This window comes from Lutibacter aestuarii (genome assembly GCF_042676885.1).
Classification (GTDB): Bacteria; Bacteroidota; Bacteroidia; order Flavobacteriales; family Flavobacteriaceae; genus Lutibacter; species Lutibacter aestuarii.
On sequence record NZ_JBHTIC010000006.1, the window covers coordinates 16,072 to 40,027 of the forward strand.

24 protein-coding genes and 1 pseudogene are annotated in these 23,956 nt (G+C 29.3%); 10 read left to right on the top strand and 15 right to left on the bottom strand.

The window, feature by feature from the left end; translation table 11 throughout:
- From ACFQZW_RS04740 to ACFQZW_RS04750, 3 genes are all read left to right on the top strand, one after another.
- Entirely contained in the window at nt 1–2,067 is a 2,067-nt protein-coding gene (locus tag ACFQZW_RS04740) for a DUF5689 domain-containing protein (protein WP_386781579.1), read from the top strand.
- Between the two features lie 189 nt (nt 2,068–2,256).
- Nucleotides 2,257–2,589, top strand: a complete 333-nt coding sequence (locus tag ACFQZW_RS04745; protein ID WP_298262948.1) for a hypothetical protein — start codon at nt 2,257–2,259, stop codon at nt 2,587–2,589.
- A 272-nt stretch (nt 2,590–2,861) separates the two neighbouring features.
- Complete coding sequence (locus ACFQZW_RS04750) at nt 2,862–3,194, top strand: hypothetical protein (protein ID WP_298262947.1); 333 nt, start codon at nt 2,862–2,864, stop codon at nt 3,192–3,194.
- Between the two features lie 61 nt (nt 3,195–3,255).
- On the opposite strand, the gene ACFQZW_RS04755 is transcribed toward ACFQZW_RS04750, so the two are convergent.
- On the bottom strand, nt 3,256–4,227 hold the full coding sequence (locus ACFQZW_RS04755; RefSeq protein ID WP_386781580.1) for an endonuclease/exonuclease/phosphatase family protein: 972 nt from the start codon (nt 4,225–4,227) through the stop codon (nt 3,256–3,258).
- 137 nt (nt 4,228–4,364) lie between these two features.
- Here ACFQZW_RS04755 and hflX point away from each other — a divergent pair, with 137 nt between their 5' ends.
- Entirely contained in the window at nt 4,365–5,579 is a 1,215-nt protein-coding gene (gene hflX / locus ACFQZW_RS04760) for a GTPase HflX (protein WP_298287763.1), read from the top strand.
- Here the strand turns inward: hflX and ACFQZW_RS04765 are convergent.
- The 6 genes from ACFQZW_RS04765 to ACFQZW_RS04790 all read right to left on the bottom strand — a co-directional run bounded on the left by ACFQZW_RS04765 (nt 5,576) and on the right by ACFQZW_RS04790 (nt 9,980).
- Entirely contained in the window at nt 5,576–6,673 is a 1,098-nt protein-coding gene (locus tag ACFQZW_RS04765) for a CNNM domain-containing protein (protein ID WP_298262944.1), read from the bottom strand. The two genes, hflX and ACFQZW_RS04765, sit on opposite strands and share 4 nt — an antisense overlap.
- Before the next feature lie 102 nt (nt 6,674–6,775).
- A complete protein-coding gene (locus tag ACFQZW_RS04770; protein WP_298287762.1) occupies nt 6,776–7,645 on the bottom strand; it encodes a DUF3078 domain-containing protein in 870 nt (289 codons plus the stop codon).
- A gap of 66 nt (nt 7,646–7,711) precedes the next feature.
- Complete coding sequence (locus tag ACFQZW_RS04775) at nt 7,712–8,587, bottom strand: DUF3078 domain-containing protein (protein WP_298262942.1); 876 nt, start codon at nt 8,585–8,587, stop codon at nt 7,712–7,714.
- A gap of 91 nt (nt 8,588–8,678) precedes the next feature.
- Nucleotides 8,679–9,185 (bottom strand): DUF2480 family protein, encoded by a 507-nt coding sequence (locus tag ACFQZW_RS04780; protein ID WP_298287760.1) that lies wholly within the window; start codon nt 9,183–9,185, stop codon nt 8,679–8,681.
- Complete coding sequence (locus ACFQZW_RS04785; protein ID WP_298262940.1) at nt 9,186–9,506, bottom strand: iron-sulfur cluster assembly protein; 321 nt, start codon at nt 9,504–9,506, stop codon at nt 9,186–9,188.
- A 51-nt stretch (nt 9,507–9,557) separates the two neighbouring features.
- Nucleotides 9,558–9,980 (bottom strand): SufE family protein, encoded by a 423-nt coding sequence (locus tag ACFQZW_RS04790; RefSeq protein WP_298262939.1) that lies wholly within the window; start codon nt 9,978–9,980, stop codon nt 9,558–9,560.
- A 100-nt stretch (nt 9,981–10,080) separates the two neighbouring features.
- Here ACFQZW_RS04790 and ACFQZW_RS04795 point away from each other — a divergent pair, with 100 nt between their 5' ends.
- Together ACFQZW_RS04795 and ACFQZW_RS04800 are read left to right on the top strand one after the other, a co-directional pair.
- A complete protein-coding gene (locus tag ACFQZW_RS04795) occupies nt 10,081–11,007 on the top strand; it encodes a PfkB family carbohydrate kinase (RefSeq protein ID WP_298262938.1) in 927 nt (308 codons plus the stop codon).
- 63 nt (nt 11,008–11,070) lie between these two features.
- Nucleotides 11,071–12,969 carry an amidophosphoribosyltransferase gene (locus ACFQZW_RS04800; RefSeq protein WP_386781581.1) on the top strand — a complete coding sequence of 633 codons (1,899 nt, stop codon included), beginning with the start codon at nt 11,071–11,073 and terminating at the stop codon, nt 12,967–12,969.
- 69 nt (nt 12,970–13,038) lie between these two features.
- Here the strand turns inward: ACFQZW_RS04800 and ACFQZW_RS04805 are convergent, their stop codons facing one another.
- The 5 genes from ACFQZW_RS04805 to fbp all read right to left on the bottom strand — a co-directional run bounded on the left by ACFQZW_RS04805 (nt 13,039) and on the right by fbp (nt 16,704).
- A complete protein-coding gene (locus ACFQZW_RS04805; protein ID WP_298262936.1) occupies nt 13,039–13,647 on the bottom strand; it encodes a superoxide dismutase in 609 nt (202 codons plus the stop codon).
- 174 nt (nt 13,648–13,821) lie between these two features.
- Nucleotides 13,822–14,427 (bottom strand): MarR family winged helix-turn-helix transcriptional regulator, encoded by a 606-nt coding sequence (locus tag ACFQZW_RS04810; RefSeq protein ID WP_298262935.1) that lies wholly within the window; start codon nt 14,425–14,427, stop codon nt 13,822–13,824.
- A 368-nt stretch (nt 14,428–14,795) separates the two neighbouring features.
- Entirely contained in the window at nt 14,796–15,059 is a 264-nt protein-coding gene (locus tag ACFQZW_RS04815; protein WP_386781582.1) for a DUF2024 family protein, read from the bottom strand.
- Nucleotides 15,060–15,197: 138 nt separating this feature from the next.
- Entirely contained in the window at nt 15,198–15,431 is a 234-nt protein-coding gene (locus ACFQZW_RS04820) for a thioredoxin family protein (protein WP_298262933.1), read from the bottom strand.
- A gap of 250 nt (nt 15,432–15,681) precedes the next feature.
- The gene (fbp, locus tag ACFQZW_RS04825; protein ID WP_298262932.1) at nt 15,682–16,704 is read right to left on the bottom strand and encodes a class 1 fructose-bisphosphatase; all 1,023 of its coding nucleotides are present in this window, start codon (nt 16,702–16,704) and stop codon (nt 15,682–15,684) included.
- Between the two features lie 127 nt (nt 16,705–16,831).
- On the opposite strand from fbp, the gene ACFQZW_RS04830 reads away from it, so the two are divergent.
- The 3 genes from ACFQZW_RS04830 to ACFQZW_RS04840 are packed head-to-tail and all read left to right on the top strand — an operon-like array spanning nt 16,832 to nt 20,433.
- Complete coding sequence (locus tag ACFQZW_RS04830; protein ID WP_298262931.1) at nt 16,832–17,311, top strand: GNAT family N-acetyltransferase; 480 nt, start codon at nt 16,832–16,834, stop codon at nt 17,309–17,311.
- A gap of 3 nt (nt 17,312–17,314) precedes the next feature.
- Nucleotides 17,315–18,562 carry an aspartate kinase gene (locus ACFQZW_RS04835; RefSeq protein ID WP_298287756.1) on the top strand — a complete coding sequence of 416 codons (1,248 nt, stop codon included), beginning with the start codon at nt 17,315–17,317 and terminating at the stop codon, nt 18,560–18,562.
- Between the two features lie 35 nt (nt 18,563–18,597).
- Nucleotides 18,598–20,433 carry a lysophospholipid acyltransferase family protein gene (locus tag ACFQZW_RS04840; RefSeq protein WP_298262929.1) on the top strand — a complete coding sequence of 612 codons (1,836 nt, stop codon included), beginning with the start codon at nt 18,598–18,600 and terminating at the stop codon, nt 20,431–20,433.
- Between the two features lie 6 nt (nt 20,434–20,439).
- On the opposite strand, the gene ACFQZW_RS04845 is transcribed toward ACFQZW_RS04840, so the two are convergent.
- The 3 genes and pseudogenes from ACFQZW_RS04845 to panB all read right to left on the bottom strand — a co-directional run bounded on the left by ACFQZW_RS04845 (nt 20,440) and on the right by panB (nt 22,929).
- Nucleotides 20,440–20,727: a TM2 domain-containing protein gene (locus ACFQZW_RS04845; protein ID WP_298262928.1), complete on the bottom strand. Its 288-nt coding sequence runs from the start codon at nt 20,725–20,727 to the stop codon at nt 20,440–20,442.
- A 450-nt stretch (nt 20,728–21,177) separates the two neighbouring features.
- A pseudogene (locus tag ACFQZW_RS04850) lies at nt 21,178–22,110 on the bottom strand (2-hydroxyacid dehydrogenase); the annotation flags it as partial.
- Nucleotides 22,111–22,929, bottom strand: a complete 819-nt coding sequence (panB, locus tag ACFQZW_RS04855; protein ID WP_298262927.1) for a 3-methyl-2-oxobutanoate hydroxymethyltransferase — start codon at nt 22,927–22,929, stop codon at nt 22,111–22,113.
- A 149-nt stretch (nt 22,930–23,078) separates the two neighbouring features.
- Here panB and ACFQZW_RS04860 point away from each other — a divergent pair, with 149 nt between their 5' ends.
- Nucleotides 23,079–23,873 carry a sensor histidine kinase gene (locus ACFQZW_RS04860; RefSeq protein ID WP_386781583.1) on the top strand — a complete coding sequence of 265 codons (795 nt, stop codon included), beginning with the start codon at nt 23,079–23,081 and terminating at the stop codon, nt 23,871–23,873.
- Nucleotides 23,874–23,956 lie beyond the last annotated feature (83 nt).

Consider the following 23,956-nt stretch of genomic DNA (forward strand, 5'->3'; position numbering starts at 1 on the left):
ATGAAAAGTTATAAAAAATTAAATCACCTTATAATTATTCTTTTAATTCAATATTTTTTTGGAGCATGTGTAAAAGATAGTGATTTTTCAACTCCTAATGTTGAATGTACAGAACCTCTTATCACTGTTACCAATACCATCGCTCAAGTAAAAGAGATGTATACATTTGGAGGGGCAACCTTAATCAATACAGATGTTGTTATAGAAGGTTATGTAGTTTCAAGTGATAAGTCTGGTAATATTTATAAAAGTTTATCTATTCAAGACAAGCCCAAAAACCCAACTTCTGCTATAAAAATAGCCATCGATCAAACTGATATTTATACAAAATTTGATGTTGGAAGAAAAGTATATGTTCAATTAAAAGGTTTGGCGATTGGGTATAGTTATGGAAGCATTCAAATTGGAAAAGCTAAAGCTACCGAACTAGGAAGCATTCCTGCATTAGAAGTTTCAAAGCACATCATACGATCTTGTGAAACTGCTGAAATAACACCTAAAAAAGTTGCTATTTCTGACTTAAATAAAGAACTATTAGAAATGTTAATTGAAATTGAAAATGTTCAATTTAAACCTTCTGATTTAGGCAAATCATTTGGAAATATTGATAATACCTCAACCGTAAATAGAATACTCGAAGGTTTTGATAGCAACTGTCAATTTAATGGACAAATTACTTTAAGAAATAGTGGCTACGCCAATTTTAAAAATGAATTGTTGCCAAATGGAAAAGGGTCTCTCATCGGAATTTTCAGCAATTATTATGATGATTTTCAATTTTATTTAAGAAATACTGACGACCTTCAACTTACCAACGAACGCTGTGATTATTCCACTGCTTTTAATCCAACCATTACACTCTCTGAAATTAAACAAATGTATACCAATACTATGGTTGAATTTGGCACTGAAAATAATTATATTGTTGAAGCTTATGTAATTTCAAGTGATGAAAATGGCAACTTTGAAAATAGCTTATACATACAAGATGCTATTGAAAATCCAACAACAGGAATTCAACTATTATTAGACCAAGAAGCCATATTTGATAACTTTAATGTTGGAGATAAAATATATATAAAATTAGATAAATTGTATATGAATAACCTTGATGGCGTTTTAACAATTGGCTATCCTAAAGGTAATAAAATAACTAAAATTACAGCTGAAGACATTCATCAATTCATTTTCAATAGTGGTGTAAACAAAACGTTAGTTCCTACAGAAATTACAATTTCAGAAATAAATAACCCAACCTATAATAGTACTTTGGTAAAAGTTAACAATGTCCAACTAATTGAAAACGAACTTGGAAAAGCATATACCTATTTTACTGGTGAAAATGATGCTTTTAGAACTTTAGAAACTTGTAGTGAATTAGAGAAACTATTAGTTTTCACCAATGGAAACGCAACGTTTGCTAACGAACAATTTCCAAAAGGAAACGGAAGTATCATTGGAATTTTAAACACAAGTTTACAAATAAGAAATACAACAGATGTTGAGTTTTTAGAAAATTTTGAAACTTGTCCAGTTATTATTCCTAAAATTATGATAACTGAAGTAGCTGACCCTAAAAACGAAGTTTCAGCTCGTTTTATAGAGCTTTATAATGCTGGTAAAACTGAAATTAACTTATCTGGCTGGAAATTAAATAAATACATTAATGGATCAACTACCGTTTCAAGTGGTGCTATAGATTTAACGGGTATTACAATTTTGCCAGGAGATTTTGCCATTATAGCAAATACTGGTTATGCTACAATATTTTCTGACATACCAAATATAGAAAGTAGCTATATTTCAGGAAATGGAGACGATGTTTACGAACTAGTTGATAACTTAGGAAATACAATGGATATTTTTGGAATTATTGGTGAAGATGGAAATGCTACAAACTGGGAATATTTAGATGGTAGAGCTATTCGAAATTTGGAAATAAATGAACCTAACCCAATCTTTACCATTAGTGAATGGACCATTTTTTCCAATGCAGCAAATGACTTAATTTCATATCCAAATTCGCCGAAAAATGCTCCAAATGACTATACTCCAAATTTAAGATAATGCAATAAAAATACCTATTTTAACTTTTATTTTACACATATAATAATTTTTTAACTTTATATGTAGTATATTAATAATATTATAAAATTTCCTTATTGTTGTGGTAATTTTTTAAAACATTGATTTTCAATACATTTATTTGGTAAATTTGAATAGTAAATAACTACTATAAATTTGATTTTAATAATTATGAATAAATTTAAATTATTGGCTATTGCCTTAGTAATGGGAGCAACAAGTTTAGTTGCAAATAACATTGAAAACCCAAACACCTCTAAAGATGAAATAAGAAAACAAATTATCGAATTACTAGAAGATTCAAGTACAAAAATCTCTGCCGATACATATATTAACATTACATTTACTTTCAATACAGAAGGTGAGATTGTAGTTTTAAAAGTTGAATCAATTGATAAAGAAGTTTTATCATTTATTAGAGAAAATATTAATGGTAAAAAAATTGAAAAACCTGGAAAAGTTAATAAACAATATGTAATGCCTATTAATGTGATAAAAAAATAATACTCACAATTTAACTAACTCAAAAGCTCAAATCATTTGGTTTGAGCTTTTTTATTTTTACATTTTAACATAATTTAAGTTAAAAAACAGATTTCATTTACTAAAAACATTATAAATCTTTTCTCATAAATCAACAACCTAAGCTCAAACACTCCTAATAATTAACTATTTAAACACCGTTAAATACGTGTTAATTAGGTTAAAGAAAGTCCATTAAATCCAATTTCAATTTAAATTTGAGTAAAACAAAGTTAAACTAAAACCTATCTATTATGAAAAAATTTAAATTATTGGCTTTAGCCATAGTAATTAGTACAGCTGGTTTATTTGCAGCAAACACTGAAAATCCTGAAAACTTAAACAAAGAATTAAGAAACCAAATTGTAAAGTTATTACAAACACCTGATTTTGTAATTGAAAAAGATATTACCGTAACTTTAAAATTTACATTCAGTTCAGAAGGGGAAATTGTAGTTTTATGCCCTGGGTGTGAAAACAAAGACATTGTAGCTTATATTAGAAAAAACTTAAACTATAAAAAATTTGACACTCCTGGTGAAAAAGATAAAATATATACAATGCCTTTAAAATTAAAAGCATCATGAAAAATAAAACCTATTTTTAAAAAAACTCAAGCTGTTAAGTTTGAGTTTTTTTATGCGTCTATCAATTTTTTTTCAAATAAACATATACAGGAAAATGATCACTTAAACCACCTAAATACCATTTACCAACATAAGTTCTAAAGGGGTTTCCTTTAAATTTTCCTTTCCATTCTCTCAAAAAATGTTTATCAAAAACTTCAGCATATTTAAAAGAATGTCTTCCCTCTTCAACATTTAAAAAGTTTTTCGAAAAAATAATTTGATCGAATAAATGCCACTGATGCTTATGATTCAATGTTCCATTACCAGTACAAATCAAACGTTCCATTGGATTATAAAATCTATGATTGACTAGGTATTCTTTTATACTCTTATTTATTGGATCGTCATTAAAATCACCCATAATAATAATTTTAGGATCAGGTATTTCTTCATTTATTTTATCAACTATATGACCAACTAATTGAGCTGCTTTAATTCTTTTCTCTTCAGATTCATCTTCACCACTTCTTCTAGAAGGCCAATGATTTACAATAACATAAATCAATTCTCCATTCAATTTCCCTTTGACCAATAAAATATCTCGGGTATAATCTCTTTCCCCATTTTCATTAGTTATTATCAGCGGAAAAGTTTCAGAATGTAACAGTTCAAACAATTCTTTTTTATACAACATTGCAACATCAATACCTCTTTCATCTGGAGAATCATAATGCACAATTCCATAATTGTGCTTTTTTAGTTGATTTGTTTGTGTCAAATCAATTAAAACTTCCCTATTTTCCATCTCTACTAACCCTATAATGACAGGAGAATGATACGATTTTTCAGCACCAAGCTGAGCTATTACATTAGCTATTTTTTTTACTTTTCTTTTATAACGTTTATAATTCCAATTCTTTTTCCCTTTAGGTGTAAAATCATCATCTAAAGTATTCGGGTCGTTTTTGGTATCGAATAAATTTTCAAGATTGTAAAAAGCAATGGTATAAGCTTTGTTATTTTTTCCTTTTGATTTGAAATATGAAAACATAAAGATTTTTTAAAATCCACAAAATACAAAATTACATGTAAACATTGTATTGTATCTTTGTCAAAAAATAATGGTCAAAAGTATTTTTTGATCATTAAAATTTTTAAAATAACTTTAGCAAATTAGCTATTTATTATATGATTGAAGAAAAAAAAGTAACATCTGAAGAAGCTGTTTTAATTGGTATAATTACCCAACATCAAAATGAAGATCAATCCAACGAATATTTAGATGAATTAGAATTTTTAACACTAACAGCTGGTGGCGTTGCCGTAAAAAGGTTTATTCAAAAATTAGAGGCCCCTAACCCTAAAACTTTTATTGGAGCCGGAAAATTAGAAGAAGTTAAAAACTATATGGAACTTCACCATATTGAAACCGCAATTTTTGATGATGAACTTTCCGCAGCACAGTTACGTAATATTGAAAAAGTTTTAAACTGTAAAGTTTTAGATAGAACAAACTTAATACTTGATATTTTTGCTTCGCGTGCACAAACTAGTTACGCACGTACGCAAGTTGAATTAGCTCAATGTCAATATCTATTGCCTCGATTAACAAGATTATGGACTCACCTTGAACGCCAAAAAGGAGGAATAGGAATGCGTGGGCCAGGTGAAACAGAAATTGAAACCGACCGAAGAATTATTAGAGATAAAATAACCCTACTTAAAAGCAAACTAAAGGTTATAGATAAACAAATGGCTGTTCAAAGAAAAAACCGAGGGAAATTGGTGCGAGTTGCATTAGTAGGGTATACCAACGTTGGAAAATCTACTCTTATGAATGTTGTTAGTAAAAGTAATGTATTTGCAGAAAATAAATTATTTGCCACGCTTGACACTACTGTTAGAAAAGTTGTCATAAAAAATATTCCTTTTCTATTAACAGACACCGTTGGTTTTATTAGAAAATTACCTACACAGTTAGTAGAATCCTTTAAATCTACCTTAGATGAAGTTAGAGAAGCCGATTTATTGTTACATGTGGTAGATATTTCTCATCCAAATTTTGAAGATCACATAGCTTCAGTTAATAAAATATTAGATGAAATAAAAAGCGCTAATAAACCTACTATTATGGTTTTTAATAAAATTGATGCTTACAAATATGAAACCATTGATGAAGATGATTTAGTAACTGAAAAAACTAAAGAACATTATACTTTAGAAGATTGGAAAAAAACCTGGATGAACAAACTAGATGAAAATAATTGTTTATTCATTTCGGCTTTAAACAAAGAAAACTTAGAAGAGTTTAGGAAAAAAGTTTTTGAAGAAGTTAAAAAAATACACATTACTCGGTTTCCTTATAACGACTTTTTATATGAAGAATATGAAGAAGAAAATTAGTCGTTTTCTTCTTCATTTTTCTTTTCATAAATAAGCCCTATTTTTTTGGCTCTAGTTTCCCAATTTTTACGAGCTAAATATTGCAAATCAGCAATTGCATCACTTTCATCCATAATTTCTAAACCTAACAGGGTTTCAATAACATCTTCCATAGTTACTAAACCACTTGTAGCTCCATATTCATCTACCACCAAAGCAACATGCTCTCTTTCAGAAATAAACCGTTCAAATAAATCTGGAATAGGTAAATTACGGTTAGTTACTAAAATTTCTCTTTTTAATTTTGAAAGTTTTTCTTTTCCATTACCATTAATAATTTCTTCTAAAACTTCTCCTTTTAAAACAAAACCTGTAATATTATCCGCATTTTTATCATAAATTGGAATTCTAGAAAACCTTAACTTAGGATATTTTTCAAAAAAAGATTGAATAGTATCGTTTTCAGAAGCTGTAATCATTACAGTTCTTGGTGTCATAATATCTTTTGCTAATACTTCTTTAAACGTAAGTAAATTTTTTATAATTGCACTTTCACTTTCTTCAAAAACACCTTCTTTATGGGCAATATCTGTCATTGCATGAAAATCTTCTCTACTTAAAATAGAGCCATGAACTCCTTTACCACCAATAAGTTTTGTAGTAAGTTGCAACAACCATAAAATTCCAGTCCATTTTAACGGAAAAATTAAAGCTACCAATGCCTTTGAAGTAAAATTAGCCAACTGTTTCCAATAAGTTGCTCCAATTGTTTTTGGAATAATTTCAGAAACTACTAATATTAAAAAAGTCATAATTGCAGAAATAATTCCCACAGTATTTACTCCTAAAATATTAATCTCAAAAGGTAATTTATCTGCCTCTACGCCCACTAAAATAGCTCCAACTGTATGCGCTATGGTGTTTAATGTTAATATTGCAATTAAAGGTTTATCAACATCTTTTTTTAATGCTTCTAAGGTATAAGCAAAATTTTTTCTTTCTTGTTTTTTTATATTTATAAAGGTTGGGGTAATACTTAGAAGCACCGCTTCAAGTATTGAGCATAGAAAAGAAAAAAAAATGGATACAATAGCGTAAAATAAAAGTAACGACATTTTTAATAATGTTTAGTTGCTAAAATAACTAAATAATTTTCAATTTTGAAATAAAAAAAGACACCTAAAAAGTGTCTTTAAAATTTTGTTTTGGTTTTGTGCTTAAAACGTATAATTTACACCTATTCCAAAAACTTCTCTCACTTGAAAACCTTCAAAGGCATTATCATCGTATATAGTTTGAAAAGTTAAATTGGCTGATAAGAATTTATTAATTGACATTACTAAATTCATCGTATAATCTAAATCTACATTTTGTGGGTCTTCTAAATAATCAGCATATAAATTTAAAATATTCTCCATAGTAACATTTTCCATTAAAGTAACTTTTGCATATGCTGAAGCATTTAACCCTAACTCAAATCTAGAGCTTTTACCCTCTTCAACTCCAAAATAAGCATCATTAGGTAAAGTAAAGCTTTTATCTACAAAAACTAATTTTACTGTTGCTGGAGCTAAATTAAATTTTAGATTATCGCTTTTTTTCCATAACATCCCTGGTCCAAATGATAAATTAGCAGGCGACATAAAATTGGTGTATTCAGCTCTTGTTTCTTTTCCATTTGAATCTTTTCCATAAACGTATCCTTTTGTAAACTGAGTTTTAAAATTTAAAAACCCTGAATAATACCAATAACCAGAAGCTTTTTTACCCAATAAAGAATTAAATTCAAACCTATCGTCTGTTTTCTTTTCAAACTCACTGTTTTTACTCTTGGTTAATCCATAAGCAGCTATAATTTTATTATCCCACGTAAAATTATTTTTCACGTAATTAAAATCGTAATTAATCCCTAAATTTCCAGCTATATTATTTTCTCCTCCAGCTACCCAATCTGAAAATGCTGACTGATTAAACAATAAAGTGATTGTTCCTTTTTTAGACCATCCTTCCTTAACTTGATCTTTATCTTGTGCAAAAGAAGCTGTTAGCATTAGTGCAAAAACAAATAGTAGAATTATTTTTTTCATAATAGTTTTTTTAGTCACAAATATTTTCTTTTTTAAAATTATTAAAAATATTTATATAAAATTGAATTAAAAGTCATATTTAAATCCAAAGCCAAAAACTTCACGAAGCTGAAACCCTTCGTAGGCATTGTCATCATATATGGTTTGGAAAATTAAATTTGTAGTAAAATACTTATTAATTTTCATGAAAATATTTAAGGTATAATCTAAATCAAAATTTTTAGTATCTTCTAAATAGTTAGAATAGATCGCTACCGTATTTTCTACAGTTATATTCTCCATTAAATCAAATTTTAAATATCCCGTAGCACTAAAACCAAGCTCTAAACGAGTATTTTCTCCTTCTTCAACACCAAAATAGGCGCTTTTTGGTAATGTGAATTCTTTATCTACAATTACCAATTTTGTAGTAGCGGGTGCTATGTTAAATTTAAAATTCTCATTTTTTTCCCACAACATACCAGGTCCTAATAAAAATGTAGCAGGTGAAAAGAAATTAGTATATTCTGTTCTAATCTCTTTACCATTTTCATCTTTACCATATTTATATCCTTTTGCAAACTGAGTTTTAAAATTAAAAAGAATCGAATAATACCAATAATTATCTGCATTGATACCCAAAAGCGAGTTAAATTCTAAACGATCATCGGTCTTTTTTTCAAACTCCGTATTTTTACTTTTTGTTATTCCATAAGAGCTAATGATATTATTTTTCCAGGTTGTATTTCCTTTTGCATAATTAAATTTATAATTAACACTCACATTTCCTGCCAATGTATTTTCTCCTCCAGCAATCCAATTTGAAAAAGCAGATTGATTAAACAACAGTGTAAACCTTCCTTTTCTTTCCCAATTTTTTTTGGGGGTTGTGTCTTTGTTTTCTTGTGAGTGTGAGAGTGTAATGTTTAAAATAAGTAATACTATTAATGAAGCTTTCCTCATGATATTTAAATTGATATCTTTTTAACTATAATTTAAACTCACAAAATTAAAAAATATGTTACTACTGCTTAAAAAAAGTTAAGAAAACGTTTTAGTTGCGTTTAAATAAAGGAACAGTTGAGCAAGCTTCTCCAAACATTATTGATTTTACAATTGGTTGCAGTTTCGTAATCAACTGTAAATAAGCAGTTTCAGGAATAGGTTTATTTGCACAACCTTTTATAATCACTGGTCTTCCTCTATATTCTTCAAGGTTTATATTTTGAACAATTTGTTGAAATATTGAAGTTTCAAGAACAGACAAGTCTCCTATAACAATGTTTTTAGCATATGGTGAAAGGTACGTTGTAATTAACATGTATGCCCAAGAAGGTATAATTGCATCCGTTGAACAAGTTAAAGCTACAAAGTGATTATTATACTTAGTCCAATCGTAATTTTTAAGATGCTCTCTAAATTCAGTTTCTCTTAAAATAAGTTCTTGAAACAACCATTTTTTAATATCAATAATCGTTCTTTTACCTTGAGGGTAAAAATCTTCAAGATCAATTGTTTTAAGTTTACTATTTGCTACTCTATTTACAATTTCGTTTGCCATTTATAAAAACCCAAGTTCTAATTTTGCCTCTTCACTCATCATATCTTGAGTCCACATTGGATCAAATGTAATTTCAACTTCTGTATTTTTAACTTCATCAATTGAATTGACTTTTTCTTCAATTTCAACGGGTAAAGTTTCGGCCACAGGACAATTAGGCGATGTAAGCGTCATTAGTATTTTAACGTCATTGTTTTCACTAACAAAAACATCGTAAATTAAACCTAATTCAAAAATATCTACTGGAATTTCAGGATCATAAATAGTTTTTAACATGGTAACTATTTTATCTCCTAATTCTTCTACACGTTCACTATTCATTATAAAAACCTTTCTTTATATTCATTCTAAATAAGTACAAATATACATTATTTAACTTAATTTTGATTGAAAAGCTAAGGCATATAATTTAATTTGTTTAATCATCGAAACTAACCCATTAGCTCGTGTTGGAGAAAGGTGTTCTTTTAAGCCAATTTCATCAATAAAATATAAATCAGCATCTAAAATATCCACAGGTTTTTGATGGTCAAAAACACGTAATAATAAGGCAACAATTCCTTTGGTTAAAATTGCATCACTATCTGCTGTAAAATGAAGATCATCACCTTCAATTTCAGCTTGCAACCAAACTTTTGATTGACACCCTACAATTAAATTTTCATCAACTTTATAGCTTTCTTCAATTAATGGAAGTGATTTTCCTAACTCAATAATGTATTCATATCGTTGCATCCAATCATCAAACATGGAAAACTCATCTATAATTTCTTCTTGTATTTCTTTGATAGTCATTTTTTAAACTTATTTTTGCAAAAATAAACACATAGGCTGTTAAAAAAAAATATTAAGTCAATTATAAAGCTTTAAATGTGTGTATTAGATATTTGATATTATGAGTAAATTATTAATAGTAGGTACAGTTGCTTTCGATGCAATTGAAACTCCTTTTGGAAAAACAGACAAAATTTTAGGTGGTGCGGCTACTTACATTTCATTGTCTGCTTCTCAATTTGGCATTAATTCTGGAATTGTTTCTGTAGTAGGGGGAGATTTTCCAAAAAAATATTTAAAAAAATTAAATAAGCGGTTTATAAATACAGATGGTGTTGAAATTGTTGAAAATGGCAAAACATTTTTTTGGAAAGGAAAATACCATAATGATTTAAATTCGAGAGATACTTTAATTACAGATTTAAATGTATTGGCAGATTTTAAACCAATAGTTCCTGAAAATTTTAAGGATACTGATTTTTTAATGTTAGGTAATTTACATCCTACGGTACAGATGGAAGTTATAAAACAAATACCTAACAGACCCAAATTGGTTGTTTTAGATACCATGAATTTTTGGATGGACAATACATTACCCGAACTAATGGAAGTAATTGCAAAAATTGATGTAATTACCATAAACGACGAAGAAGCTCGCCAGTTATCTGGGGAATATTCTTTAGTTAAAGCTGCTCAAAAAATTCACAATATGGGGCCAAAATATGTGGTAATAAAAAAAGGAGAACACGGCGCATTATTATTTAACAATGGAAATGTATTTTATGCTCCTGCACTACCTTTAGAAGAAGTTTTTGACCCAACTGGAGCTGGAGACACTTTTGCTGGTGGCTTTATTGGGCATATGGCAAAATCAGGTGACATTTCATTTGAAAACATGAAAAGAGCTGTAATTTCAGGTTCTAATTTAGCTTCTTTTTGTGTAGAAAAATTTGGAACTGAACGCATGGAGAATTTATCACAAGAAGAAATTCAAAAAAGATTATTACAATTTAAACTATTAACTCAATTTGAAATAGAATTAAGTTAAATGAAATTCCGCGCAAATGCGGAATTTTTTTATTAACTTAGAAATACTACTAATATTAAATAAATGAGCGACGCTATTAAACATGAATGTGGAATTGCAATGGTTAGGTTGCTAAAACCACTACAATATTATAAGGACAAATACGGAACAGCTTTTTACGGGTTAAACAAAATGTATTTGTTAATGGAAAAACAGCATAATCGTGGTCAAGACGGAGCTGGCTTGGCAAGCATTAAGTTTAATGTTAATCCCGGAACACGCTATATTAGCCGTGTTCGATCTAATGCAGACCAACCAATACAAGATGTTTTTGCTCAAATTAACAGTCGTTTAAACACTTTAAACGAACAATTTCCTGAAAAAATAAATGATGTAGATTGGCAAGTTAATAACGCCCCTTACATTGGAAATTTATTTTTAGGACATGTACGTTATGGAACATTTGGTCAAAATAGTATTGAAAGTGTTCATCCTTTTTTACGCCAAAGCAATTGGATGCACAAGAGCTTAATTGTTGCAGGTAACTTTAACATGACCAATTCTAAAAGGCTGTTTAGTGATTTAGTTGAAATTGGTCAGCATCCAAAAGAAATGACTGATACAGTAACTGTAATGGAAAAAATAGGTCATTTTATAGATGATGAAGTTGCAAAACTGTATCAAAAATTAAAAAAAGAAGGGGTTAATAAAAAAGAAGCTTCTCCTTTAATTGAAAAAAGAATTAATGTCAAAAAAATATTAAAGCGTTCAGCTAAAAATTGGGATGGAGGTTATGCTATGGCTGGTCTATTAGGACATGGAGATTCTTTTGTATTGAGAGATCCTGCTGGAATTAGACCTGCATTTTATTACAAAGATGATGAAGTTATTGTAGTTGCTTCAGAACGACCAGTAATTCAAACGGTGTTTAATGTTGATATTAATGATGTCAAAGAATTAGATCCTGGACATGCACTAATTATCAAAAGAAGCGGTAAAACTACTATTGATGAAATTAGAAAACCGTTGCCAAAAAAATCTTGTTCATTTGAACGTATTTATTTTTCAAGAGGTAGTGATGCAGATATATACACCGAAAGAAAAAGTTTAGGAAAATTAGTATTTCCAAAAATTTTGGAAAAAATTAATAATGATTTAAAAAACACCGTGTTCTCCTACATTCCAAACACAGCAGAAACTTCATTTTATGGAATGCGAGAAGCCGCAGAAGAATTTTTAAATCAACAAAAAACCGCTGCTATATTAAATGGTCAGCGAAATTTATCCGCTGAAAAAGTAACAGAAATTTTATCAGAAAGTCCTCGAATTGAAAAATTGGCTATAAAAGATGCTAAATTAAGAACTTTTATTGCGGATGATAATAGTAGAGATGATTTAGTTGCCCATGTGTACGATGTAACTTATGGAATTGTAAAACCTAACGATAATTTAGTAATTATTGACGACAGTATTGTTAGAGGAACTACATTAAAGAAAAGTATCATTAAAATTTTAGATAGGTTAAAACCTAAAAAAATAATTATAGTTTCTTCAGCTCCACAAATTCGTTACCCTGATTGTTATGGAATTGATATGGCAAAAATGGGAGACTTTATTGCCTTTAGAGCTGCTTTAGAATTGCTTAAAGAAACCAATCAATACCATATTGTTGACGAAGTTTATGCTACTTGTAAACAACAACAACATTTAGAAGATTCACAAATTAAAAATTCCGTTAAGGACATATATACGCCTTTTTCCGATGAGCAAATTTCAAACAAAATTGCTCAAATGTTGAAAACTGAAGAAATAAATGCTGAGGTTGAAATTATTTATCAATCTGTAGATAATTTACACAAAGCTTGCCCAAATCATTTAGGTGATTGGTATTTTACAGGAGATTATCCAACACCTGGTGGAAACAGAGTAGTAAACGATTCATTAATTAATTTCTACGAAGGTTCAGATAAAAGAGCCTATTAATAAATAACATTACAATAAAAAAGCTCACCAATTGGTGAGCTTTTCATTTTTTAGTTAGTAGTAGTACTTTTATTTTGCCGCAGCATAACGTTTTTCAACTTCATTCCAGTTAATCACATTAAAAAATGCGTTAATATAATCTGGTCTTCTATTTTGGTAATGTAAATAATAAGCATGTTCCCAAACGTCTAAAGCCAATATAGGTGTTCCTCCACAAGCAACTCCAGGCATTAAAGGATTATCTTGGTTTGGTGTAGAACAAACTTCTACTTTACCTCCTTTATGAACACACAACCAAGCCCATCCAGATCCAAATCTAGTTGCAGCTGCTTTAGCAAATACATCTTTAAATGCATCTACTGATCCATATTCAGCAATAATTGCATCTTTTAATTCTCCAGATAAGTACCCTTTATTTTCAGGGTTCATTACTTCCCAAAACATACAGTGATTGTAATAACCTCCTCCGTTATTTCTAACTGCAGCGTTATTCATGTCTAATCCTGTGATAATATCTTCAATAGATTTTCCTTCTAAATCTGTTCCAGCAATTGCATTGTTTAAATTGTTGGTATATCCAGCATGATGTTTAGTATGGTGTATTTCCATTGTTCTTGCATCAATATGTGGTTCTAACGCATCATAAGCGTACGGTAATTTTGGTAATTCAAAAGCCATAATTGTAATTTTTTAGTTAAAATTAAAAAGTATTCAAAGGTAACGAACGATTTTGACACTTAAAAATCGAATGTATTTATAGTGATATTGTTTAACTTTATAAGATTAAAACTAATTTGACTGCTAATTTTAAAGCCTCAATAAGGTCATGTACAAGCTATCCTTTATTCTTTTTCACGTTATTGTTTCGTGCTCTGGGCAGTCCACTCGAATTTCAGATTCGGCAAGTTTTGTATTTAGTAAGTTGCAATAATGTAATCCTTTTTCTGTTTTGTAATATGAACAATTAAAACACATTCTTTGAATGGTAATTATTCCTGACTTGTTCAAGTCATAAATCAATTTCAGCAATCCGTTAAGCATTATTATTTTTTGTTCTTCGGTCAATTTTTCAATTGGTTGTTCTATCGACGAAGCAAAAAATGATGCTTTTTTTGCTATTTTTTTCCCTTCATCAGTAAGCGAAAGGGTGTAACTTCTTGTGTCAATTGGGTCTATCTCTTTAGTAACTAATTCTTTAGAAAGCAAAACTTTAACGCTATCACTAATAGTGGCTTTGGTCATGTTGAACTCATTTGCCAAATATCCTACTTTACATTTTTCAACGGAATGGAAAGAGATGAATATCAAAATCTGAATTTGAATAGGACTTAGTGAATTTTGTTTGCTTTCATTCCACAGCAACACTCTAAATGCTTCTGAAATTCGTTCTAAAGCCACCACAATACGGCTTTCTATTTTTTGGTTTTGCTCGGTTAAGTGAAAAGATGATTTATTCATATGGTTTGAATTTTATACAACATCAATCAGGCAATATTGGTTGCTCTTGTTTTTGCTTCTTCGGCTTTTTTCGTCTTTAAATAACTCATCAGTTGTTTGGATAAAAAGTGACAGCCAATCCGAAAGTTCAACTTCACTCATTGTCGTCTGCTTCCTCAACGCAATATGCTTCTGCATTGGATTGCTTAAAAAACTGTGTTCTCTTGATAAGATACTTGCACAAAAAGAATACCTTATTGAAAGGTGAGTTCCCCAATTTATTTTAACTATATCGTTAAAAACATAACTCAAAACAGAGTTGTTTCTTAATCTACCATAAAAAGTATTCTCTATAAGTTCTATATCCTTTCGATTTGTAATATCTAACTTTATTTGCAATTTTCCATTTCAATAATGAAGTAACCTTTTTGATTTATTTCTGCTTGCCATTGTGGTCTGACGGTTTCAATGTGGCAAAACCTGCATTCCTTTGATGTTAAAGGTTGTCCACCTTGTCCTTTTACTTTTAAGTAATCTCTACCATAATTGTAAATTACGGCAGTGTCTTTAATTTCCTGTGGAGCAATGATGTCGAAGTGCATGATGCTTCCATCTTTTTTTGTTACATAAGTATCCCAAACTGCTACTTTCATTTTATTTAATTTATGTTTGTTGTTAGCTATAATCCTATTAAAAGATTAAAAGCAAAACAATGTTTAATACTAACTTTATATTGTTTTAAATAAAAAGCCCTGTAAAGTTAGCAATCCTAACAATGCAGGGCAAATTTTTTAGCCTTTTACCTCAGCCATAGAAGCACCAAAATTGATATGTAGTACATTTCCATTAGGTGTTATCAAAGCTGGAACAGATTTCACACCTGCTTTTTCTGCTTCTTCAATACGATTACGGTATTCTCCAATGTGAACAAGTTCTACATTGTCAGCACCAATTAAATTAACGATGTCGTGTTCTGCACTAATGCATACCGGACATCCTGCGTGATAAAAAATTGATTTTGCCATTTTACTAATGTTTTAAGTTATGTTTTGGTAGTATTACCATGACAAATATAGTAAGGATTCCTAACTTTAAAAAATATTTTTTGAGAATTTATTTTTAAAATTCCAAAAAATTATTGGCAATCAGTTGTAAAAAAAATTGAAGAAGAATTTAGTTCGATTGTCTTTCAAGATTGTAAAATAGGTGTGTAATCATTTTTTAGGCTGTTTACAACTTCAATCTAACTTTTTAAAATTAGGTTTCTCCTTATAATTAATAATCGGCATCCTTTGGGTATTTACTCATAAACTCTTCCGCCTTTTCAACCATATTTTTACTTCCGCAAAAAAAAGGAACACGTTGGTGAAGTTCTGTTGGCTTAATATCTAAAATGCGTTTATACCCATCACTGGCTTTTCCATTGGCTTGTTCTGCTAAAAATGCCATGGGGTTACATTCATACAATAAACGCAATTTTCCTTTGGGTCCTATTGAACTTGTTGGGTAAATATAAATTCCTCCCTTAATCATATTTCTATGAAAATCTGAAACTAATGAACCTATATAACGTGAAGTATATGGTCTGTCTTCTTTTTCTTCCTGACAGTATTTTAAATAATCTTTTACTCCTTGAGGAAAATGCACATAATTTCCTTCGTTTATAGAATAAATTTTTCCTTTTTCAGGAAATCTCATATTTGGATGTGATAAATAAAAAGATCCAATTGCTGGATTTAATGTAAACCCATTTACCCCATGTCCAGATGTGTACACTAACATGGTAGAAGTTCCATAAACCACATAACCAGCAGCAACTTGTTGATTGCCGCGTTGTAAAAAGTCAACTTTTTCAACAGGAGTACCTATTGGAGTAACTCTTCTATAAATTGAAAAAATAGTTCCTACTGAAACATTTACATCTATATTAGAAGAGCCATCTAAGGGATCAATTAAAACCACATATTTATTCTCATTGGTTTCATGTTTTCCTTTAATAGTAACGTAATCATCTTCTTCTTCACTGGCAATACCACAAACAATTTCTCTATTTATAAGTGTTTGCATAAACACATTATTTGCATAGACATCTAATTTTTGTTGATCTTCTCCTTGAACATTGGTATCTCCAGCATCTCCTAAAATATCTACCAATCCGGCTTTGTTAACTTTGTAATTAACAACTTTAGCCGCTAATTTAATAGAGCTTAATAAACGGTTAAATTCTCCAGAAGTAGATTTGTAATGTTTTTGATTTTCAATAATAAATTCACCTAAAGTGAGATTACTTTTTTCCATTGTAGCAGATAGTTGTGTGATTATGCAAATATCGAGAAAATTATTTTTAAAAAGACATTTGTTTGTAAGATACTTTGAGTAAAGATTTTTTACTTTAGCCAACACAATTAAATTTAAGTTTTAAAAAATGAGTTTTATAATTAGAGAAGGTAAAAGCAAAGATATGCCTGCTGTTCTAAAATTAATAAAGGAATTAGCGCATTTTGAAAAAGAAGCTGATGCTGTAGAAGTTACCATTGAAAAGCTAACAAATGATGGGTTTGGAGAATTTCCATTATTTAAAACTTTTGTTGCCGAAATGGACAATGAAATAGTTGGAATGGCACTATTTTACCCAAGATATTCTACGTGGAAAGGACCAACAATTCACCTTGAAGATTTAATTGTTACGGAAGAAAAAAGAGGCTATAAAATTGGAAGTGCTCTATATACTAAAGTTATTGAATATGGATATAAAAAAGGGGTGAAACGAATTGAATGGGTAGTGTTGGATTGGAACACTCCAGCAATTGATTTTTATAAAAAAACTGGAGCCACTATTTTAAGAGATTGGGATACAGTTCAACTTGAAGAACAAGCTATTAAAAATTACATAGAAAACTTATAATTTATGAAGGTTTTTAAATTTGGTGGTGCGTCTGTAAAAGATGCAATTGGGGTAAAAAACATACTAAAAGTATTGAAAAATGAAGGCTTTGAAAACACCTTAATTGTAATTTCTGCCATGGGTAAAATGACCAATGCTTTTGAAAAAATTGTAACTGCCTATTGCCAAAAATCAAAAGATTTAAATCAGCATATAAATTATACGAAAAACTATCACTTAACAATTACTACTGAGTTATTTAACTCAAAAAAACATCTTATTGACACAGAGATAGAAACTTTATTTGGACATTTAAGTGGATTTTTAATCACCAATAAATCGACAGATTATAATTATATTTATGATCAAATAGTTGGTTTTGGCGAACTACTTTCTACCAAAATAATTAGCTTTTATCTTAATGAAAATAACATCCCCAATAATTGGATTGATGTAAGAGATTTTATAAAAACCGATGCCAATTATAGAGATGCAAAAGTAGATTGGGAAAAAACTATTACAACTATCCAACGTTTAGATAAAAATAAGCTATTTATAACACAAGGTTTTTTAGGACAAAGCTCAAACAAAAACACAACAACTTTAGGTCGTGAAGGATCTGATTATAGTGCTGCAATTTTTGCCTATTGTTTAAACGCTCAAAGCCTAACTATTTGGAAAGATGTTGAAGGGGTTCTTAATGCAGATCCTCGCTATTTTGAAAACACACAACTTTTAGAACAAATTTCATATAACGAAGCAATTGAAATGGCGTTTTATGGAGCTTCAGTCATACATCCAAAAACATTAAAACCCCTTGAAAATAAAAACATCCCTTTGTATGTTCGTTCATTTGATAACTTAAAAAATGTAGGAACCACCGTTAGCAAAGGTCATTATTTAGTTCCTGAGGTATCTTGTTTCATCTTAAAACAACAACAAATTTTAGTTTCAATTTCTGCTAAAGATTTTTCATTTATGGTTGAATCTAATTTAAGTGATATTTTTAAAGTATTGCATACCTTTAAATTAAAAGTAAATTTAATTCAAAACTCTGCTTTAAGTTTCTCTGTTTGTATTGAAGATAAGTTCAATAATTTCACTCAATTTTTAAATGAAATTAGTTTAAATTATACTATTACGTATTTTGAAAATGTAGTACTTTACACCATAAGACATGCTACAGAAAATGCTATCAAAAAAATTGAACAAAAAGGAGAAACTCTTTTAAAACAATCTACACAAGGAACTGTTCAATTAGTTATAAAATAAAAGTGTATTTTTGTATTTCCCTTAATTTACAATAAATGAGTTTAGTCACTGCTAAAGAAGTTGCAAAAGTAATAAACCTAGATAAATATGGCTTTGTAGGCACATTTTTTGGCTGGTCACTAATGAAAATTCTTCGTATCTCTGCTATCAATAGAATTTATAATAAAAATAAACATTTAAAAGATTTAGAATTTTTTTCAGCTTTGTTAAGCGATTTACAAATTAAATTTGAAATTCCTGAAGAAGATTTAAGAAGAATTCCAAAAACAGGGGCCTTTATTACCGTTTCAAACCATCCGTTAGGAGGTATTGATGGTATTTTATTATTAAAATTATTAATTGAAAAAAGACCAGATTATAAAATAATAGGAAATTTTTTGCTGCATAGAATTGAACCTATGCGACAATTTATAATGCCTGTGAATCCTTTTGAAGATAGGAAAGATGCTCAATCTAGTATAGGTGGAATCAAAAATGCTTTAAATCACCTTAACCAAGGGTTTCCTTTAGGCGTATTTCCTGCAGGAGAGGTTTCTACCTATAAAGACGGAAAGTTGATTGTAGATCGCCCTTGGGAAGAAGGTGCTATCAAATTAATCCAAAAGGCAAAAGTTCCAGTTATTCCTATCTATTTTCACGCAAAAAATAGTCGATTATTTTATTTTTTATCTAAGTTAAACCCCAAATTACGTACCGCTAAACTTCCATCAGAACTTTTGTCACAAAAAGAACGTGTAATTAAAGTTCGAATTGGAAGAGCCATACAAGTAGCTGACCAGGAAGAATACAAATGCACACAAGATTTTTGCGACTTTATTCGTAGAAAAACATATATGTTAGCTAACCCATTTGAAAAAAAGTCCAAAACATTAAGTACGTCTTCATTAAAAATACCGAAACCTCCTAAACAAATTGTCGGCCAAAAAAATGTTGAAAAAATGATTCAAGAAGTGAATCAGCTCAGAGAAAACAATGGTCGCTTGCTAAAAAGTAAAAATTATGAGGTGTTTTTTGCCCCAAGCAAATCCATACCAAACATTATGTTTGAAATTGGCAGACTTCGTGAAATTACCTTTAGAGAAGTTGGTGAAGGAACTAATGAATCTATAGATTTAGATGAATTTGACAAATACTACCATCATTTATTTTTATGGGATGATTATAAAAAATGTTTAGTGGGTGCTTATCGTATGGGACTTGGAAAAAATATTTACAAAAAATATGGCGTTCAAGGATTTTACATACATACACTGTTTAAGTTTGAGCCTGAACTCTATACTATGATGGAAAACTCCATTGAAATGGGACGTGCATTTATTATTAAAGAATACCAACAAAAACCAATGCCTTTATTTTTACTTTGGAAAGGTATTGTTCATATTACATTAAGACATCCTGAATATAAGTACTTGATAGGTGGAGTTAGTATTAGTAACCAGTTTTCAAATTTTTCAAAATCCTTAATGATTGAGTTTATGAAATCTCATTATTACGACCCTTATATTGCTCAATATATCCATCCTAAAAAAGAATACAAGGTTAAATTAAAAGATGCAGACAAAGATTTTGTTTTTGATGAAGCAAAAGCAGATTTAAATAAATTTGACAAAGTAATTGATGAGATAGAACCAGGAGCTTTACGTATCCCTGTGCTAATCAAAAAGTATGTAAAACAAAATGCTCGATTAGTGGCTTTTAATGTTGATCCTAAATTTAACAATGCTGTAGATGGACTTATGTATATAAGAGTTGCTGACATCCCTGAAAGCACTGTAAAACCTGTAATGGAAGAGTTTCAAGCTGAATTAGAAAGCAACGCAGATTGCGAAAATAATGAAGGTGAAGTTAGTAAATCCTCACCTTTTTTATAATTGGGTTTAAAACCATTCTTTTTTGTTGGTTTGATACATATATACAAACTCTTCATCAGATTTTGTTAAATAAATAATCCCTTCTACTAAACCTATAATACTTGTAATAGCCGCTCCAACGCCACAAGTTACAATTGTAATGGCCAACATGATTATTCCTTGAGTTGTGTAACCCAACACAAATTTATGAACTCCAAAAGAACCTAAAAGTATGGCTAAAATACCTGCAATAATTCTTTTGCTTTCTTCACTGCTTTTTGGAATTACGTTTCCATTTTCATCAATTACATCCATTGTTTATTATTTGTTTTTAATTATTAGTTTATTTTATAAAAAAGCACTATCAATAGGCTCCCATAATTCAATTTTATTACCTTCAGGATCCAAAATCCAAGCAAATTTACCATAGTCGTATTCTTCTAACTCACCAACTACAGTAACTTTTTCTTCTTTTAATTTTTTTAAAAGTTCCTTTAAATTATGAACTCTATAATTAAACATAAAGTCTTTTTTCGAAGGTTTAAAATACGTTGTTTCTTTCTTAAATGGACTCCATTGTGTACTAGCACTTTTATTTTCCAAATCTTTCCACCAAAAAGTACAACCCCAATCATCAGTATTAAACCCTAAATGAATTTGATACCACATTTTTAACTTTTCAGGATTTTCACATTTAAAAAACAAACCTCCAACACCAGTTACTCGTTTAATTTTTAATGGTTCTTGTTTTTTATTTTCAGAAAAAAAGATGCTCTCAACTTTATCAACAATTGTTTGTGCTAATTTTTTTTTAGACTCAACTGTCCATCCTGCTATATGAGGTGATAATAGCACATTATCAGCCTTGATTAAATAATCAAAAGCTTTTGGAAGCTGTTCATTTTCAAATAAATTTTCAAATGATAATTTTTCGTATTCTAAAACATCTAAACAAGCACCCAATACCTTTTTATTTATTAGTGCATCAACTAAATGATTTGTTACAACTGCAGAACCTCTTGCAGTATTTATTAGGTAAAAAGGGTTTTTAAATGAGCTTATAAAATTAGAATTCACCATGTTATGAGAACATTTGTTAAATGGCGTATGCAAACTTAAAACTTCGGTTTTTTCTTGAAGCTCCTTTAGGGAAACTTGCCTACAGTTTTCATCACCAACACCTTCTTTAATATCATAACAAATTACTTCACAATCAAAGCCTTTTAATTTTTTCGCAAATGCTTTTCCCATATTGCCATAACCAATAATTCCAACGGTTTTGCCTTCAAGTTCTAAACCTCTATTTGTTTCACGTAACCAATTCCCAGCTCTTATTTCTAAATCGGCTTTTTTTAAGTTATTAAATAAAGAAAGTATCATTCCTAAAGCATGTTCAGCCACGGCATTTCTATTTCCTTCAGGAGCTGAAATTAGATGTATTCCTTTTTTATGAGCGTAATCAACAGCTATACTTTCTAAACCTGCACCTACCCTAGCAATAAATTTTAAATTTGTAGCTTTATCTAAAAATTGTTGATCTATATTAAAACGACTTCTAATAACAATTCCTTGATAATTTCTTATTTTTTCTTCAATTTGCTCTTTTGTTGAAGTATAGTCTTCATCACAAATACATCCTAAATTTTCAAGTCCTTTTTGAAGAATGTCATGGTTGGTATCTATTAGAAGTACTTTCATTTAATATTGTTCATTATCGCTAGGAAAATCAAGGCTTTTAACGTCTTTAATATAATTCTCAAAAGCTTGAGTCATTTCAGTATATAAATCAAGATATCTTCGTAAAAAACGAGGATGGAATTCGTGGGTCATTCCAAGCATATCGTGCATGACTAAAACTTGTCCATCAACACCATTACCAGCTCCAATTCCAATAACAGGAATTGACAAACTTACTGCGACTTCTTTTGCTAATTTTGCTGGTACTTTTTCCAATACCAATGCAAAGCACCCTAATTCTTCAAGTAATAAAGCGTCTTCTTTTAATTTTTGTGCTTCTTCATCTTCTTTTGCTCTTACTGAATATGTTCCAAATTTATAAATAGATTGTGGAGTTAAGCCTAAATGCCCCATTACAGGAATTCCAGCTGTTAAAATTCTGGAAATAGATTCTCTAATTTCACTCCCTCCTTCTAATTTTACTGCATGTCCACCAGATTCTTTCATAATTCTTATAGCAGAATCTAAAGCACTTCTAGAATTTCCTTGATAACTTCCAAAAGGCAAATCTACAACTACTAAACTTCTGTCAATTGCTCTTACCACAGAACTTGCATGATAAATCATTTGATCTAATGTAATTGGTAATGTAGTTTCATGACCTGCCATTACATTTGATGCAGAGTCTCCTACCAAAATAATATCAATACCGGCATTATCTAATATTTTTGCCATTGTATAATCATAGGCTGTTAGCATGGCTATTTTTTCGCCATGATTTTTCATTTCTATCAAGCTTTTGGTAGTTATTCTTTTATAATCTTTTTTTGCAGAAGACATATTTTGTTTTTTAATTAATCAAAAAGTAAAAGTAATCAAAAAAAGAGATTTGTATAAATGTACATCCATTTAAATATGGTATAAAATGAACTTGAAAAAATTTGAAAAGTGTTAGAATAAATTTACTTTTACTTAAAAATCATTCAACTTTGAATAAAAAAGAGAAAACATCTAAAAATAAAATTGAAGAATTAGAAGAAAAAATTATTGATTTAAGTTTAAAATTAAGAACTAAAAATATAGAATTAGAGGAAGTCCAAAAAAGAAATAAAACAATTTTAAGCAAATTAATTCATAACATAAAAAACCCTGTAGGTGTTATTTTTTCTTTTTCAGAAATTATGTTAGAAAGTGCTGAAGATTATACTTCAGATAAGTTAAAAAAACACGCACAAATAATAAACAATTCTGCTGATTTTTCTATTCAATTTTTAAATAGTTTGGCCAACTACACACTAATACATTCTCAAAATTTTAACTTAAATAAATCTTCAAATAACTATATAGAAACTGTTCAAAGTGCCATAGCCTTTTATAAAGAAACAGCAGCAGCAAAAAATATTGAACTTTCTAAAAACTTTAATGAAAAACCTATTTTTTTAAATATAGACCACTCAGAAATTTTAAAAGTACTTAAAGCAATTATTCACAATGCTATAAGATATTCTAAATCAAATACTACTATAAAAATCTCCATTTCACAAGATAAAAAAAATATAACCACCACAATAACCGATCAAGGAATTGGTATTTCAGAAGTAGATTTACCAAATTTATGTAATGAATTTTTTGTGGTTAATACCTATTCAGAAGATAAACAAAAATGTATTGGTTTAAGTTTAAATTTGGCAAATAAAATTTTAAAACTTCACAACGGATATATCAAAATCAACTCTATAATTGAACAAGGAACCTCAGTTAGCATTATTCTTCCAATAAAATAGTATTTATCTTAAAAAATACTTATTTTAAAGGTTTATTTAAAGTCATTTTTTTATAAAAAAATGTATATTTGGGTATATCAAAA